Consider the following 18110-nt stretch of genomic DNA (forward strand, 5'->3'; position numbering starts at 1 on the left):
ATCTCTATTTTTTAATTTTAATTTTTTTGGTAACTTTATCTTTTTTGAAAGTAACTTTGTATTTGTATTTTTTACCAACTTTAAGCTTTTTAAGGACTTTCTTTTTAATAGTGAATTTTGCTTTTCCTTTTTTGTTTGTTTTAGCTTTGTATTTTTTGCCTTTGAATTTAAGTTTAATCTTTTTACCTTTAAGGTATTTGCCGTTTACTTTCTTCAAGGCTACTTTGATTTTGAGTTTTTTAGCAGATTTTTTAGCTTTAATGTTTTTGGCTTTAATAATACTTTTTACTTTCACGGTATTTTTAACTGTCTTGCCTGCGAAACTTGCTGTTACATCATACGCTTTAGCTCTTGGAGGCAAGTTGATTTTAACTGATGCATAACCTTTCGCATCTGTTTTAGCATAGACTTTTTTACCATTGATAGTGAATACAATAGTTTTTCCAGCCATTGCTTTTGTATCTTTTGTTAAATGGACAGTGTATTTGTTACCAGCAGTGTACAACATTACAATATCCGTATTCTTATCAAGTTTTATTTCAGGAACACGGATTGTAGTAGTCTTGGTCACTTTTCCATATTTGCTGTCACCGGAATAAACTAAAGTTACCTTATGGTTTCCGCTAGATAATCCACTGACTTCAATAGAAGCGGAACCGTCTTTGAGAGCTTTGGTTTCTACTTCTTTTCCATCGACAATTACAGTAAAGCTACCTGTTGCATCTTTAGGCAAGTTAGCTGAAAATACTGTACTGCCAGTGTCAGAGACGGATACATCCAAATCAACAGATTTGGTGTTTTTAGTAACAGTTACATTGACAACAGCTGTTGCGGATGAGTATTTTCCATTGCCAGTGAATTTAACAGTGATTGTTGTGCTGCCTTCACCAACAGCAATAACATTACCTGTGCCATCTACTGTTACAATGCTTTCATCGCCGCTTTTATAGGTCAAGGTACCTGCTTCTTGAGGATTTAGTTTTGCGTTAAGATTAGTGCTGTCGCCAATGCTTAATTCCAAATTCTTATTGACAGAAATAGAAGTTGAAATGCAGACAACATTGACAATTATATCCTCAGAAGCTTCTGCATATCTGCTGTCTCCGGCATATCTTACAGTAACCCTTGCACTGCCTTCAGATTCTCCAGTCACTTTACCTGTGCTATCAACACTGACTACACCAGGCATATTGTTTATGTATTCAAGTTGACCAACATTCGGAGTTAATATAGCTCCTAAATCAATGACTTCGCCAGGGTATACTGTGAAAGTGCCATTGACAGTGATTTCTGTTGGAATTGGAGTTACAGTAACTGTTATCTCTTTAGATGATGGGAGGTAATCATCATTTCCGACATATTTAACTGTAATTGTTGTGGTTCCTTTTCCAATGGCAGTTATTTTGCCGTTAGCGTCAACGACTGCAATGCTTTCATTTGCACTGGTGAATGTTAATTCTCCATCTTTAGGAGAAACTGTAGTTGCATTGATTATTGTATTTTGATCAACTTCCAGGGTAACTTCAGTATCTACGGAAATTTCACTTGCTTTAGGATTGACTGTAATATTGACTTTGGCTTCGCAAGGATAATTAACGATGCTTTCTCCTGCGACAAGACCGTCATAGTTAATGGTAATTACCACATTGCCCGCTTTGTGAGCAACAACCTGACCGTTATTGTCTACACTGACAATGTTTGGATTGCTGCTTGTATATCTAAAGCTAGCAGTAGTATCATTTTGGCCATATTTTGAGAATACCAGAACAGCATCAAGTTTTGCAGTATCCTCAACTGTCAATGTAAGGTTGTCTTTGACGGCAATTTCTGTTTGCCTGCCTTTTACAGATACGGTTATTGTTGCATTTGAAGGAGCATATTTGTCATTTCCTGCATAGCTGACAGTTATTGTAGCAGATCCAAAGCCAGTTGAAGCTATGAATCCTCCTTCTTGAGCTTCAACAATAGCAGGATTGCTGCTTGTGTAAGTTAAAGTACCTACTGAAGGATTTAGTCTTGCATGGATTTGTTGTCCTTCACCGATTTCAAGATTTATTGTATCATTGACTTCGATGCTTGTTGAATGGCGTGATACTATTACAGTCACATTCATTTCTGCAGGACTATATTTATTATCTCCTAAGAAAGTGATTGTGATATTTGCTTTTCCTTCATGTTTTGCAATGATTTTTCCATTTGAATCAACAGCCACAACAGTATCGTTAGAGGTATCATAGATTAAATCCCCTGTTTGAGGACCTATTAATTCAGCTATAAGATTATCCTCATCATCAACAAACAACTCAAATACATTTTTATTAACGTTTATTTCTGGAACTAATCTTGAAACTGTTACTTTTACAGTTTTATTTGATGCAAGGTATTTTCCATTAGCTTCAAATTTGACTGTAATATTAGCTTCACCTTCACCAATAGCAATGAGTTTGCCTGTATCATCAACAGTGACAACGCTTTCATCGCTGCTAGTGTAGGTTAAACTACCTGCTTCAGGATAGTTTAATGTAGCATTGACATTAACAGTGTCATCAACATTTAATGAGATTTCAGTAGAATCAACACTAATTTCGGTCGCAACAGTAGTAACAACAACATTTACGGTTGCTTCACTTGGTAAATATTTCTCAGTTTCTATGAATTTGATTGTAATGACTGCACTGCCTTCTCCAACGGCAGCCAATACACCATTATCATCAACAGTCACAACACTTGAGTTGCTTGAAGTGTAAGTCAAGCTACCTGCATCAACAGGACTTAATGTGGCAACAATTGTAGCGCTGTCGGTCAGATTCATGGTAATTGAATCTTTATCAACAGTTATGTTAGTAGCTACTTTTGAAACAACGACTTTAACTGTTTTGTTAGATGCCAAGTATTTGTCATTACCACCAAAGGCAACGGTAATGTTAGCTTCACCTTCACCAACAGTTGTTATTACACCATTATCATCAACAGTCACAACACTTGAGTTGCTTGATGTGTAAGTCAAGCTACCTGCATCAACAGGATTTAAACCTGCAATAATGGCAGCGCTGTCTGTTAGATTTATAGCAAGTGAATCCTTATCTACGCTGATGTTGGTAGGTATTTTTGAAACAACGACTTTAACTGTTTTGTTTGATGCCAGGTATTTTCCGTCAGCTTCAAATTTGATGGTAATATTAGCTTCACCTTCACCAATAGCAATGAGTTTACCTGTTGAATCAACTGTTACCACATTATCATCGCTGCTGGTGTAGATTAAATCACCTGCTTCAGGATAGTTCAAAGTGGCATTGATGTTGACAGTGTCATCAACATATAATGAAATCTCGGTTGAGTTGACAGTGATTTCAGTTGCAACGGTAACTACATTTACGGTGATTACCACATCATCGGCTGCAGTGTAATTTTCATTTCCCGCATAACTAACGGTTATTGTTGTGCTTCCGACTCCTTTAGCAATGATCAATCCATTTTCATCAACAGTTGCTACGCTTTCATTGCCGCTAGTGTAGGTTAAACTACCTGCTTCAACAGGATTTAAACTAACGTTTGCAGTAGTGTTTTCGGTCAAGTTTAAAGTAACTGTGGTTTCATCAGCAATGATTTCTGTTGGAATTTGTGAAACGATTATTTTTACGGTTGCATTGGATGCGTTGAACTTATCGTCTCCAATGAAGTTAATAGTAATGTTTGCAGTACCAACTTTAAGAGCATGAATATTACCATTTTCATCTACAGCAACGATGTTTGAGTCTGTAGTTGCATAAATTAAGGTACCTGCATTGTTTGGAATTAATTCAGCACCAATGTTGATTTGATCTCCAACATGAACTTCGATAGTGTCATTTACTGAGATTTCAGTAGGAATCTCTAACCTGTAAACGCTGACAAGAACAGTTGCGCTGCATGGTGCATATTTCTCATCGCCTGCAAAGGTTATAGTAATGTTTGAATTTCCTGCTGAGACGGTTGTCAAATTACCAAATTCGTCTACAGTGACTACATTTTCATCGCTGCTTGTGTAAGTCAAACTACCAGCTTCAGCCGGGCTTAATGTCGCATTAATATTTCCATCTGAATCCAATTTCAATCCATATGTTTTATCCACGATAATTTCTGTTGGAGTTAAGATTACTTCAACGCTTACAGTAGCATTTGAAGGTAAATATTCATTTGAACCAGCGAAATTGATGGTTATGTTTGCTTTACCTAGTTTTATTCCTGTAAGTTTTCCTGTTTCGTCAACTGTTACAATGCTTTCATCACTGCTTGTGAATGTTAATGCAGCATCATCAGGTAATGAACTAATGTCCAATGCCTTGTTTTCATCCACATATATTGAAATTGAGTCGGATACGTTAATTTGACTTTCTTTACGGACCACATTAACAATCACATTGCTGCTGGATGGCAAGTAATCATCATCACCTTCATAATATATGGTAATATTGGCGGTTCCTTCTCCTTTTGCAATAATGTTTCCGAATTGATCTACAATAGCTACATCAGTGTCGTTGCTTGAATATTTCAATACTCCGATATCGTTTGGAATCAAGGTTGCATTAATGTTTTCTGTATCTGAAACGCCTAAATCGAAAATGTCTTTGGACAAGTTGATTTCAGTAGCTCTGCGTGATACGTTTACGATTACGGTTTTATTTGATGGAGCATATTTTTCAGATGATACAGCGCAGGTTATTGTAACTGTTGCAATACCTTCTGAAATTGCTGCAATATTTCCTCTACTGTCTACAACAATATTGTCCCCTTCGTATTCATAAATTAAAGTACCAGCTTCAGGGTAATTTAAGGAAGCTCCCATGTTTTTCCTTTCACCTGTAAACATTGAAATTGTATCATTTACATTAATCTCGGTCTGTACCTTTTTAACTATGACAATTACGTTTGCGGTTGAAGGTCCGTATTCTTCTTTACCTGGGAATGTCAATGTAATATTGGCTATTCCTTCACCAAGTGCTTGAATGCCACCGCTTGCATCGACAGATGCCACATTGGTGTCATTGCTTGTGAACAATATGTAATAGGATACCAATTCGTCATTTGAATCTCTTACTGAAGCGGTTATATATACGGAATCTGTGAGGTTTAAGTTGAATTCATCCTGACTAACCTGAATATGGGTTTTAACGTCAGTTACATTAACGATTACAGATACCTCAGCAGGTTTATAATTGGCATTTCCCTCAAATCTGAAGGTTATATTAGCTATACCGACGCCCACTGCAGTAATCTGACCTGAATTATCGGATATCGCAACGCTTGTATCATTGCTTGAAGCGGTTAAGCCTAAATTTGAAGGGTAAATTGAAACTCCCACGTAATGGATTTTTGAAACGTTCATTTCAATATAATCTGTTTCGATTGAAATTGTTGGGGTCCTTCTTGAAATTTCAATAATCAAATCATAAGAGCATGGGAGATATTTGTTATTTCCAGCATAACTCAAGGTAATATTTGCAATTCCTTCACTTAAAGCACTATATGAATTACCGGTTAAACTAAGCACATCAGGATTATTGTTTGTATAAGTCACGGATGCTCCTGAAACGGATTTATTCTTAGCATCATATATGCTAGCATAGATATTTCCACTTTCGCCAACGTAAAGGATTGTTGGAGGTTCATAAATAAAGTTGACATGGGTAGCTAAACGGGAAACATTGATTAAAACAGTTGCATTGCATGGCAAGCATCTGTCATTTCCATTCATGTCACAACCGTTGTAAATTATTGTAATGTTAGCCACTCCTTCAGAAACTGCAGTGACTCTTCCTTTTTCATTAACTGTGACAACACTAGTGTTGCTGCTGGAATATGTTACTACACCATGTGCATATGGTTCTCTGAGGAAAGGTTGATAATCGTCTTCCCATGGCCTGATATCATCACTAAGGTCAATATTCTTATCACCGACAGTCAAGTTAAATACCGGGTCGACTTCAATCCATGACACTTGCTGGTATTTGAATGGGACTGTGTATCTGACGTTCTCATATTGGGCAACAATGGCTCCTTTATAACTTGCAGTACCTGATAATTGTTCGCCAATTCCAACGGTATTTTCACTGAATGTGACATTTTCACCAGTTATTGTTAAGTTAAATAAAGGCAAATCATTGAAATCGAACTCTGAGAATGTATCTGTATCAGGGTCATATGCAAATAGCTTAAATTTAACGGTTAATGTATCGCTATCAAAGTCATAATCCAAATCGGTTGCGTTTAGGAATATCCAATTTGTCATGTTTGCAAGATTGGTGACATCAGGAACGGAGTTATAATTATTCCAAACATTTCCAAACCAGTTATCTTCAACTTTGACTTCAGCCCAAACGTTACTGATTATACGGCTTGAAACATCATTGTTCAAGAAGATTGAATTGGAGATTGATCCTTTATTAATCCAGAAGATAACATCATATCCGGTATTATTGATGAAAACACATTTTTCTACGCTGCTTGAATTATCCAAATTATATATTGCAGCTCCACTTTTTGCTTTATTTCCAATAAAAACAGAGTCGGAAATAGCAACTTTATTTGAATAGATTGCTCCACCACCATAATCAACATTTTCGGTGGTTGCAACATTTCCTGTGAAAGTGGAATCGGTTATATTGGAAGTGATGCCATCATAACTGCCGTCATAAATAGCGCCTCCATATTTAGCAGTGTTATTATTGAATGTACAATTGACAATGTTTGCTGCCTGACCTAAGTAAACTGCACCTGCTCCACCTTGAAGACTGTCAGCAGTGTTGTTTTCAAATACTGTGTTGACAATATTCACACCAGAAGCCTGTACATTGATTGCACCACCCATAGCATTGTCATGAGTGTTATTGACAAATGTACAATCTGTTATGTAAGCGTTTTCTCCTAAAATGTATAGTGCTCCACCACCACGGGTTCCATCTGCATAGTTATCTTTAAATGTACAGTTGATGAGCTTGGAATTTTCAGCTTCCAAAATCATTCCTGCCCCGTAATCCTGATTGGTATCGCCGTTATATTTACCGTTTTGAATAATGATGTTTTTAAATACGATATCGCTGGAACCTACATTAACAACAAATCCTCTGGATTCGCCTGCACAGTCAACAATATGTCCGTTACCGTCAATGGTCAGATTCTTTTTGTTATAGACTACAATTCCCTGTCTGATTGTATCTCCCATACCCCAAACATAATCACGTGTTAAGGTAATTACGCTATTATCCGGAGCATCGGTGATTAATTTTTGCAATTTATTGAAACTTCCATAATCTATAGCTTTGGTTTGTGAAATTTCGCCAAAGGTAGCTGTTATTGTAGCATCACTAGACAATTCATAGCCGACAACACCTTTACCGGTATTGTCCAATGTCACGCTGTTCGCTTCAAGGGTTGCGTTGACCGCTGAAAGATTAACGGTAATTGGAGGTAAAGCGGTAGTTGAATAAGTACTGGTTGTTTGTGTTTCGTTGTCAAATACATTGTTGATGGATATTGTTACGGTTCCATCGGCGAGATTAGGAATGACATCTAAATATAGCCAGTTAGTGAAAATTCCTCTATTGTTAACACTTGGAGCAACTGTTCTTGTATCATAAGTGTTACCCCACCAGTTATAATCAACATAGGTGTAACTGCCGTCTGCATAAACAGCAGTGCCCTCGTTGCCAAGGAAAATACAATCAGATATGTAGGTATGAGCGATATATCCCTCAATTGCACTACCTTGAGAAGCGGCATTATCCAAAAAGACACATCCGGTTATATATACTTCAGCTTGCCAATTTTCAGAATAATCATAGATTGCGCCTCCACCATAAGTACTGGTTGCCTTATTATTTATGAAAGTACAATTAACTATTTCACTTGTAATGCCTGATTGATATTCGCGAACACAGATTGCCCCACCATAATAAGCGGTGTTATTTATAAAAGTACAATTAGCGGCAAGACTATATGAATCAGGATACCAATAGACCGCACCACCAGCAGATGTTGCTGCAGTATTATTTACAAAAGTACAATTGATTAAATAGAGATTGTCACCGTAACCATAAACAGCACCGGCATAGTTACTTTTACCATTGACGAAATTAATATTTTTTAAAGTAACTTGGTTTCCGGTTACATAGAATATTCTGGATTGGCCTTTAGCATCAATAGTATGGCCTTTACCATCAATGACAATATTGCTTCTAGAAATTTTAATTCCATTTACAAAATCATCATCTAAAATATTAGTAAATGTATAATTTTTATCCAATTCAATTAAACTAGCAGTTGAAGTGGAAATTAATTCATCTAATTCACCGAATTCTCCTAAAAGCTTATTGAAATTTTTAGTTAAAGTTATATCTTCAATACTTATGGTTAAAGATCCAGTTTCCCCAGTAGGGTCATAAGATATTGTTGCTTTTCCAGATTCGTCTAAAGTGACTTTATTTTGGACATTTACATTTACGCCACTTACATCAAATGTGACTTTAGGTAAATTATAATTAGATACTTGGCTTACGGATCCATCATAATAATTATTTAATGTGATGGTAGCTGTCTGTTCTGTTTCGTTGATTTCCATATTCAAGAAATACCAATCGTAATCAGCATTTGTAGCAACACTCGGCCAATCATCATAATCATTTATGGTATTTCCCCACCAATTGTAATCGAGTGAAATATAATTACTTAAAGAATACACTTGATAAACAGTATTATTGAGGAAAATAGAATTGCTAATATTGATTGTGCCTTGACCATTGGTTGCAATTGCACCACCTGCCTGTAGAACATTATTTTCCATGAAGATATTTCTATTTAAATTGTTTACACTGCCAGTTTGTGTGAATAAAAATACGGCTCCTCCACGATTTGAAGCAGAGTTGCCTATAAAAGTACAATCTTCAATAGTACATCCTGCTGAAGGGTTTATATACATTGCTCCGCCCAAACCATTGCTGGCAGTAGTGTTTATAACATTATTGTTTTCAAAGGTACAGTTCAAAATATTGATATTTTGGCCACTGTAGTAAACCGCTCCAGCATAATTTGAATACCCATTAATAAATTTAATGTTTTTTAAGGTTACATTATTGGCGGTGATTTTGAATATTCTGGATTTGTCTTTAGCATCAATTTTGAATCCTTTACCATCGATTACTAAATTATCTTGAGTTATAACAATTCCGTCGGTTATTGTGTCCCAATAAATATCATATACATAATCACGTAATAATTCAACATTATTAGAAGCAGCTTCATCAATTAACTCTTGAATAACGTTGAAATCGCCTTCCGGTTTAACTATTTCTTTGGATATGCTGATGTCTTCATAAGTTGCAGTTAAAAGTCCAGTAGGCTGTGACCTGGAATATTCGATTGTGGCTTTACCATTTTTAACTGTTACATTTTGTGGGACTGTCGCATTTACTGCTGAAAGAGTGAATGTTAAATCAGCTAATTTGCATGCATCATCCACAATGACTTGAACATTTTCCTCATCATATAAATTATTTAAAGCAATATCGGAAGTATTGAGTTTATAATTAATATTCATATCTAAATAGTACCAGTTGTTCATTATTGGTTGGTATTGTGAAGCTGTTGATGAAATGGTAGGTTTAACATTGTAATTTTCTTTAGTATTTCCCCACCAATTGTTATTTGCATAAAAGGTACCTGAAGTATATAAGTATATTGAGTTAGCAGTTGGATTAAGAATAATTGAATCAGTTAAATTGAAAACACCATACCCTTGAACTGCAGTAGAAATATCATTTCCATATGCCGCAGTATTATCTTTAAAAATACATCTGCTATATACATCAGGATAAGCCCCGTCATAATTTCTTATATAAATCGCACCACCATAATAACTGTCTGCATGGTTATTGATAAATTTACAATCGGTTAGTTTAGTTTGTTGCCCTGAACCTTGCAAAATACATAGCGCTCCACCATTTCTATATGCAACATTGTTTTCAAAAGTACAATTTTCTATAGTTGCTCCAACATTACTTCCGTAAAGCGCACCACCACCATAAGAGGGAGAAGAGGTACCTGTTGAAATGGAGTTTTTAAAAGTACAATTGATTATACTAACCACTTGATTAAAATAAGCTACACCACCATGAGTAGCGTAACCATTTATAAAATTAATATTTTTTAAGGTAACGCCAGATGCAGTAATATAGAAAATCCTTGATTGTCCGTTACCGTCAATTGTGTGTCCGTTACCATCTATAACCACATTAGATTTACTTATTGTTACACCATTACCGCTGTTATAAGCAGCAGTGTAATTATAATCATTTTCTAAAACTATTTCCGTGGAAGATCCGGAATTGATTTTTGTATCTAAATCACTGAAACTTCCACTATCTTGTTCGTTTAGTATATTATCATCATTTACACTTAAAACATTATCATTAACATTGTTATTAATAGCATTAATCACAGTATTATTGTATTCTGCACTAACTGCAGAAATAGATATGAGAATGATGAATATTAAGCATATAAATATCATCTCATTTTTAAATTTCAAAACAATTTCCCTCCAAAAATTGTCGATAATATTTTAAATTATATAAAACATTAATATTTATAATTATTGAAAAATTACCTTTAATTTGAAATTTTTAAAAAAAAAGAAAAAATGTTATGAATCCATAACATTATAATTTATTTTTTGAGTTTAAAAGTAGTGACTCCTAAACTTATTAACACTAATAATAATGCAAATAATGGATTTCCAGTAGCTTTTTCATCAGTTTTGATAGTGCTGAAAGTTTTATTATCATGAACCTTAGTTTCATTTTTATCCTTTTCACTATCATTTCTTGGCTGATCCAGAGTTTTATTTTCTTTAATTACCTTAGTAGTATTGGTACTATTTACAGTATTATTAGTTAAGTTATTACCCGCAATCACTGAATTAAATTTCAACCCAGTTGTAGTTGCAAGGAAATATAAAATCAAACCCGGAGTCTGTTCATGTGCCTTTAAAACACCGTCATATCTCCAAAGTCCATTTCCTTCGTATTTCCATGAATTTGTTGAATCTTCAAAGTAATCATAGATTAAACCTTTAGTATACTCACGATCAATGACATATACGCCGGTTATATCACAATCACCATCATTTTTAACAATTATAGTAAAACTCACTGTTTTACCAACAGTAACAACTTTATCATTTGAAATTTTGATTACAGACATTTTAGGATAAATATAGGTTCTTGTAGTATTTGTTGAGTTGGATAAAGTAATGTCCCTATATCCGGAAGTTACATTGTTTTCCAATACCCCAAGGGCTTGTGTATTAAATACGATTATGAAACTTGCAGTTTCGTTTGGTTCTAAAAGGTCATTTAATACCCATATGCCATCTCCTCTATAAGACCAGTTACCTATTTCACTATACCATTCATCTTTAAATACTAAACCATTATCATATTGTGTATCTTCGACAAAAACGTCCTTCAAGACCACATTTCCATCATTTTTAACTGTAATTCTAAATTGAACATCTTCACCGACAAGAACTGTCTTGTTGATAGTTTCTTTAGTCACAGTCTCATTGTATTCCGGAACCAACATTGAACTTTTGAACAGTACTATATTCTGCTCGTCTGTCGGAGTCAGGAATAGCTTCATATCATATTCCATTATTGTTCCATTAGGCAATTCATATGTGGTTTTGTTTAATGCGAATCCATCATCATATAAACCTATGATGTCCTTAACAAAACTATTTGCAGAATTGCGATAGTCAGAACTTGTAAATACCCAAATTATTGATTGAAGATCGTAATTTGAATAACGGTCTGGATATGCGTCCTTCAAATAGAACATTATTTTAAGATAATCTGATACCACGCTTTGATCAATTGCATTTGTAATGTAGGATAAGTCTTTTGTAATTACTCCTTCTGAATTTTTCGGAAGGAATAAATATTGTTCAAGGCAATATTGAAGATAACCTTCAAAATCACCGGAAGAAATTACATGATCTGATGAACTTTGACCATTCAATACATCTCGAGAGAAGTCTTGAACCTTATCCTGTGAATAGACAATAACATCCTCTTTTGGAATTTTGGTTTGTTCATCCTTTTTATATCCGTCAATAACAATTATCTTATTGCCTACAGTTGCCACATTATCATGCAGAACTGATTCAGCTATATCAAAGCTTAAAGAAAATATTGCTCCCCCATGTCTTGCCTTATTATACTCAAATGTACAATTTTTTATATGTGAATGGCTAATTGACAATGCACCACCATAATTATTAGCAGTATTGTTAGAGAAAAGAGTGTTTTCAAATACATTGTTATTACTATTGTATCCAGTATTTATCGCACCACCACCATATCCGGTAGCGGAATTGCCTTTAAAGACTGAGTTATTAGTAGTAACATTATAATTTGAACAGATTGCTCCCCCATTATAAGCACTATTTTTGGTAAATCTTGAATTATCCACATTTACCTGATTTTCTGGATTAAAATCTGATGAATACGGCGCCAACGCAAATATTGCCCCACCCTTAAGAGCGGAATTGTTTTCGAAATCGCAATTGTTACAATCAACACTTTTTGTGACTGCTATTGCTCCTCCTCCTTCTTCGATTTGGTAAAGACCACTATTAACAACATAATTGTTTTTAAAGCTAGTATTATTTGCCTTTACTTTAGCTGAAAATATTGCTCCACCCAATCCTCTTAAATCAATTCCTGAAGGGGCATCGCTTGAGGACTTTGTTGTAACTCCATTTGAATCAAAAACGGATTTATCAACCACCGCATCATATGCATAAATTGCTCCACCATGGTATTTTGCAGTATTATTGTAGAATACTGTATTGTAAACATCTACTGTACCTGATGAAGATGCAATAGCTCCACCATATTCTTCTGCGAAATTATCGCTGAATTGACAATTCTTAACTTCTAAATTACCATAACTTACAAGAATGGCCCCACCATCGGAATCCTTAGTGGAATGTCCGTTGACAAATGTAATATTATTCAATATTACCGGACCACTTGTTATTTTAAATATTCGTGAAAGACCGTTTGCATCTATTTTATGACCGTTACCATTAATAGTTAGCTTGGATACTTGGATACCTGCATTTAATGCACTATCGTTAGTTTGGTCATATTTATAATCTCTTGATAAATCTACTATACCATTTTGAGCATTTCTTAAATCATTTTCTAATTCGGTGAATGTAGCAGGACTACCACTTTCACTTATCAAGTCAACATCTGAGTCTATAGCCAAATTTTGATTTCCATTATTTACTTCATGATCCATTGAAACATTTTCAGTTGCTGAAACCATCCCAACAGACATTATTAGTATTAAAAATACCAATAAGACATTTAGTTTAATACATTTCATTATTTTCCCTCAAATCGAGGACAAACCAAATATATAAACTAAACCAATTTTCCATCCAATAATATAATTTAAATTTATTTCAGTTTGAACTTCAACAAATAATATAACCTAATCATTATCATGCTTTTAAAAACGAGATACAGCTAATTAAATTAATTATATTCATTAATTAAAACACTAGACCAAAAAATACCAATCATATCAGTTAAACAGGTTATTTAACAGAAATTTGATTTATATTTTTATATTAGTTCGTTCACTCAATAAACATAATATTATATTATTTAAATTCTCAGGAATAACATGAATAATTATTCCATAGTATTACTTTAAAATATACTTGATATAAAAATATTTTCATTCACTGGAAAAAATTTTCTTGCGAAATATTAAAAAATATCAAAATATTGCAAGAAAAAAGTCATTTAAAATTATAATTTTTTTAAAATTTAGCAACAATCTTTTAAAATCCAATATCAAAAATAAACACGGCAATTTTATAAAAAACCGGTAATTTTTAAAAAAAATATTAAAAAACCCTAAAAGTAAAAATTCGAATATTTGTATAATTATATAGCATCTAAAAAAAATAATGGGATATGAATTAAGTAATACCAAAAAATAAGTATTATTTTAGCATATCTCAAATTTTAACAGGATTTTCCTAATCCCTTAGTATTAAAAAAATGTTAATAATCAGAACTATTCCTCAATCCAAGCTTTGACCGTATCTTTTACATCATATACATTGGCACCAGGTATTGATAAGCCATTTTTTATTTCAGCCCCATCACATAATTTGGACAAATCTTTTTGTGACGAACCAAAACCAGAACCCTCATGAGTAACAAAAGGCTTTACCACTTTACCTGTAAAATCAAGCTGTTCTAATTGTGTAAACATCGGCATTGGAAGTGTTCCCCACCAATTTGGAAAACCAATATAAACAGTATCATATTGATCAATACTATCCAAAGTTTCCTTGATTTCTGGTCTTGCATCATTTTGTTGCTCTTTTTTTGCAACATCGATACATTCCATATAGTCTTCAGGATAGTCAACCGCCGCTTCAACTTTAAATAAGTCAGCGCCATCCAATTCTTGAATATATTCTGCTATTACTTCAGTGTTTCCTTTTTCAATGTTTTTAAGCACTCCACCAAAGTAATTTTCACCACTTCTTGAAAAATAAATAACTAAGCTTGACATAATTATGCTCCTTTAATACATATTATGATAGTTTTACTATATAAATGTTGATATATGCAACAATTAGTTTTTTAAAAAAATAATAAAAAATAGTCTAAATGACTATTCTTTAATGGATCTTGCAAGTTCAGCTCCTTTTTCAAATGCTTCAGCTAAAACATCTTCATCAGGCACGAACAATACGTCCAATGTATCAGTTACTGTAAATCCTGCTTCTTCCAAATCACGTTGGAGTTTGGCAATGGCGCCTCCACCCCATCCTTTAGATGAGAAAATCAGTGCACTTTTTTCACTGCCGGTTCCTTTGAAATTAACACAATCCAACCAGTACATCATGTTACCGATTCTTGGGAATGGTTTGTTCATCATGGTCGGAGCGCCTAATGCAATAGCTTTAGAATCTAGGATATCTGTAATAACGTCATCAGGCCCATCTTCCTGCATAAAGTACATGGCAACCTCAACTCCTTCACTCATAATACCTTCAACAATTTGGAAAGCGAGTTTTTCGGTTGAGTGATGCATTGTATCATAAATCACGGTAATTTTATCTTTACAAACCCCTGAGCCCCATTCAGAGTATTTCTCAACAATAGGAGCAGGATTTTTCCAGATTTGACCATGACATGGTGCAATCATTTTAATATCATTGATTAGACCAGTGTCGGTTAACTCCTGTAATTTCATTCTAAGCATTGGAGAACCTAAAGTTACAAGATTTGCATAATATTTTTGTGCCTGCCTAAGCAAATATTCTAAATCATAGTCTTCATCAAATCTTTTTGAATGAGCAACATGCTGACCAAACGCATCATTTGAGAATAATATTCCATCTTCTGCCAGTAGTGTAAACATACTATCCGGCCAGTGAAGCATTGGAGCGGAAATGAATTTTAAAGTTCTGCCGCCAATATCCAATTCATCACCTGTTTGAACAGCATTCATCTCCAAATCTGAGAAATTATGATATTGTGCTTCTAAGAATTTAATACAATTAGCGGACGCATATATTTCTGCATCGGGATTATATTTTTCAATGGTTTCACGTAAAAATGTGGAGTGATCCATTTCTGAGTGGTTCTGAACAAACACATCGATTTTGAATTCTTTGCCTTCTTGTTCAAATGCGTCTTTTACTCTGGCATCGAATTGTTCAAACATTCCACGATAGACATTATCGATTAATACAGTTTTATCTTGCCCAAATACTAAATAAGCATTGTAGGTGGTTCCCGGAATTCCATATCCGTGGAAAGTTCTGCTATTCCAATGGATTACACCAACCCAGTAAACACCATCTGCAATTTTAACAGCTTTAGCTTTCATTTTCAAACCTCAAAAATTTTTAAGTTATATAAATATATATTCTATATTCTATATAAATTAGTATATGACTAAAAGAATCGATTTACATATGCACAGTTTATTTAGTGATGGGGAATTATTACCCTCCGAACTTGCAAGAAGAGCTTTAAAACTAGACCATGAAGTGATTGCAATTACAGACCATGTTGACTGGTCAAATGTTGACACCATACCTGCCATTCAAGATGCCATTGATGACATTAATGCCAACTGGGACATTACAGTAGTGTTAGGTGCTGAAGTTACACATGCCCCATGCGAATCCATCGATGCGATTGCGGCACGTGCAAAGGATTTGGGTGCTAAAATCGTTGTGGTTCACGGTGAAACATTAAACGAACCTGTTACACCTGGCACCAACCGTGCGGCAGTTGAATCCGAGAATGTCGATATCCTTGGACATCCCGGATTAATCACAAAAGAGGAAGCTGAAATCGCTCTTGAAAATGATATTTATTTAGAAATCTCCGCACGTAAGGGACACTGCCTCGGCAACGGCCATGTTGCAAACATTGCGCGTGAAGTTGGAAACAGACTACTTGTGGATACCGATACCCATGCTCCAAGCGATTTGATTACCTTTGACAAATCATATGAAATCGCCTTAGGCGCAGGATTAAGCCATGATGAAGCTATGGCTGCCATTGTTGACAACCCTCGTGAATTACTTAAAAGCAAAGGAATCTTATGAAAGCGTCAAAATTATTGTCAATGATAAGAAAGGATTTGAAGAATTATCCGATTGATTATTTGAGAAACAAGGTAACCGACCCAAGGTACAGAGATCCGTTAACCAAAAAGCTTGCCAAATACAATTCAGGCGTTTATGATGAGATATATTCTACCGAAATTGTTGACGATTTTGAAATCAAGGATAAAGTTATAAAAAATATCCGCTCCGACATTGGATTTTACTTCGACAGATATGCCGGAGGAGATGATCAAACCAAAAGATTTACAGAAAATATTTCTCTATATCTGGCATTGATTGCAAAAAAGCCTCTTCATCCCTTTTCTGATGACAAAAAAGATGACGTATATTATCAGGATGGAACTTATTACTGCAAAACTCGCATGACTGCAATTCATGATGAAAAATCACTCTGCAGATACTGTGTATGTAAAAATGTGGGATTTAGTGGGATGTTTTACTAAATTCCCCATAATCTTTTGATTCTAAAACATCTAAAAAGAACTTCTTTTTTACTGGACCCAATTGAACTAAAAAGTCCTCATAATATGGACTTCGTTTAATTTGTTCGTAGTCCTTTTTAATTAAATCAAACATATGGGACTTATGTTTTAATGGCATGTCCCTTAAAGCAAATCGAGGACCATTGATTTTATAGGCAAGCAGGTCAAACTTGTATGTATCATACCATCCATTTTCAATGAAAATCTTCATTAGCACCTGCCCCGCAGGAACTGTATCGAAAAACTTCTCGTCGACCACATTGGTTATTGACTTTTCATGCTTTCTTCGAACATAGAGATGCTTTTTAACAATTGAGATTTTTTGGGCCTTTAAGTAAACATGATAAAAAAAGGGCATATCCTCAAAAAAGATTCCTTCAGGAAACTGTGCATCGATTGATTTGAGGAACTGTCTATTGTATATCTTCTGGCATACCCCAACAGACAAGTCAAAAATTGAACCGGGAGTTTCCTGTGGTTTAAAAGCCCTGTTTTCAAAGCTTTCATCAAATGTTTTCATGTCAAACCAGTCATTTTCATAGAAAACTTCCTCATCCCAGTTAATCATCTGGAAAAAAGTCAAATCGGCATCGAATCTTGTAATTTCACCATAAGCTATTTCCAGCGCATCCGGACAGAACCAGTCATCGGAATCAAGATACATCACATAATCCCCTTTGGCCATCTTTAAAGCATTGTTTCTTGCAGCCCCCGGCCCAAGGTTTTCCTGATTGATTAATCTGATTCTTTTATCTGTGAATTCATTGATGATTTTTAGTGTATTGTCTGTTGATCCATCGTTTACGATAATCAATTCAAAATCAGTGAATGTTTGAGCTAGTACGCTTTCAATAGCTTTTCTAATATACCTTTGGGAATTATAAGCCGGTAAAATCACAGATATTTTAACCATA

General features: G+C 34.6%; 7 protein-coding genes. 2 read left to right on the forward strand and 5 right to left on the reverse strand.

From position 1 onward, the window contains the following. Positions 1-4 precede the first annotated feature (4 nt). The 4 genes from IKS50_RS08635 to IKS50_RS08650 all read right to left on the reverse strand — a co-directional run bounded on the left by IKS50_RS08635 (position 5) and on the right by IKS50_RS08650 (position 15963). Entirely contained in the window at positions 5-10561 is a 10557-nt protein-coding gene (locus IKS50_RS08635; protein ID WP_292848466.1) for an Ig-like domain-containing protein, read from the reverse strand. A 137-nt stretch (positions 10562-10698) separates the two neighbouring features. Beyond that, positions 10699-13428: a hypothetical protein gene (locus IKS50_RS08640; RefSeq protein WP_292848469.1), complete on the reverse strand. Its 2730-nt coding sequence runs from the start codon at positions 13426-13428 to the stop codon at positions 10699-10701. 702 nt (positions 13429-14130) lie between these two features. Continuing rightward, complete coding sequence (locus tag IKS50_RS08645) at positions 14131-14637, reverse strand: flavodoxin (RefSeq protein WP_292848472.1); 507 nt, start codon at positions 14635-14637, stop codon at positions 14131-14133. A gap of 102 nt (positions 14638-14739) precedes the next feature. Further along, complete coding sequence (locus IKS50_RS08650) at positions 14740-15963, reverse strand: FprA family A-type flavoprotein (protein ID WP_292848474.1); 1224 nt, start codon at positions 15961-15963, stop codon at positions 14740-14742. 64 nt (positions 15964-16027) lie between these two features. On the opposite strand from IKS50_RS08650, the gene IKS50_RS08655 reads away from it, so the two are divergent. Next, positions 16028-16693 (forward strand): histidinol phosphate phosphatase domain-containing protein, encoded by a 666-nt coding sequence (locus IKS50_RS08655; RefSeq protein WP_292848477.1) that lies wholly within the window; start codon positions 16028-16030, stop codon positions 16691-16693. Between the two features lie 20 nt (positions 16694-16713). Continuing rightward, on the forward strand, positions 16714-17157 hold the full coding sequence (locus tag IKS50_RS08660; RefSeq protein ID WP_292848480.1) for a DUF2115 family protein: 444 nt from the start codon (positions 16714-16716) through the stop codon (positions 17155-17157). Here the strand turns inward: IKS50_RS08660 and IKS50_RS08665 are convergent. Further along, on the reverse strand, positions 17138-18109 hold the full coding sequence (locus IKS50_RS08665; protein ID WP_292848482.1) for a glycosyltransferase family 2 protein: 972 nt from the start codon (positions 18107-18109) through the stop codon (positions 17138-17140). The genes IKS50_RS08660 and IKS50_RS08665 overlap by 20 nt on opposite strands. Between the last annotated feature and the right edge of the window lies 1 nt (position 18110).

The organism is Methanobrevibacter sp. (assembly GCF_017539065.1).
Taxonomy (GTDB): domain Archaea; phylum Methanobacteriota; class Methanobacteria; order Methanobacteriales; family Methanobacteriaceae; genus Methanocatella.

What these genes read in the sequence shown, in the direction of transcription:
- IKS50_RS08655 (WP_292848477.1), top strand. Translation starts at nt 16,028, where the DNA reads ATGACTAAAAGAATCGATTTACATATGCACAGTTTATTTAGTGATGGG.
- IKS50_RS08650 (WP_292848474.1), bottom strand. Translation starts at nt 15,963, where the DNA reads ATGAAAGCTAAAGCTGTTAAAATTGCAGATGGTGTTTACTGGGTTGGT.
- IKS50_RS08660 (WP_292848480.1), top strand. Translation starts at nt 16,714, where the DNA reads ATGATAAGAAAGGATTTGAAGAATTATCCGATTGATTATTTGAGAAAC.
- IKS50_RS08640 (WP_292848469.1), bottom strand. Translation starts at nt 13,428, where the DNA reads ATGAAATGTATTAAACTAAATGTCTTATTGGTATTTTTAATACTAATA.
- IKS50_RS08665 (WP_292848482.1), bottom strand. Translation starts at nt 18,109, where the DNA reads ATGGTTAAAATATCTGTGATTTTACCGGCTTATAATTCCCAAAGGTAT.
- IKS50_RS08645 (WP_292848472.1), bottom strand. Translation starts at nt 14,637, where the DNA reads ATGTCAAGCTTAGTTATTTATTTTTCAAGAAGTGGTGAAAATTACTTT.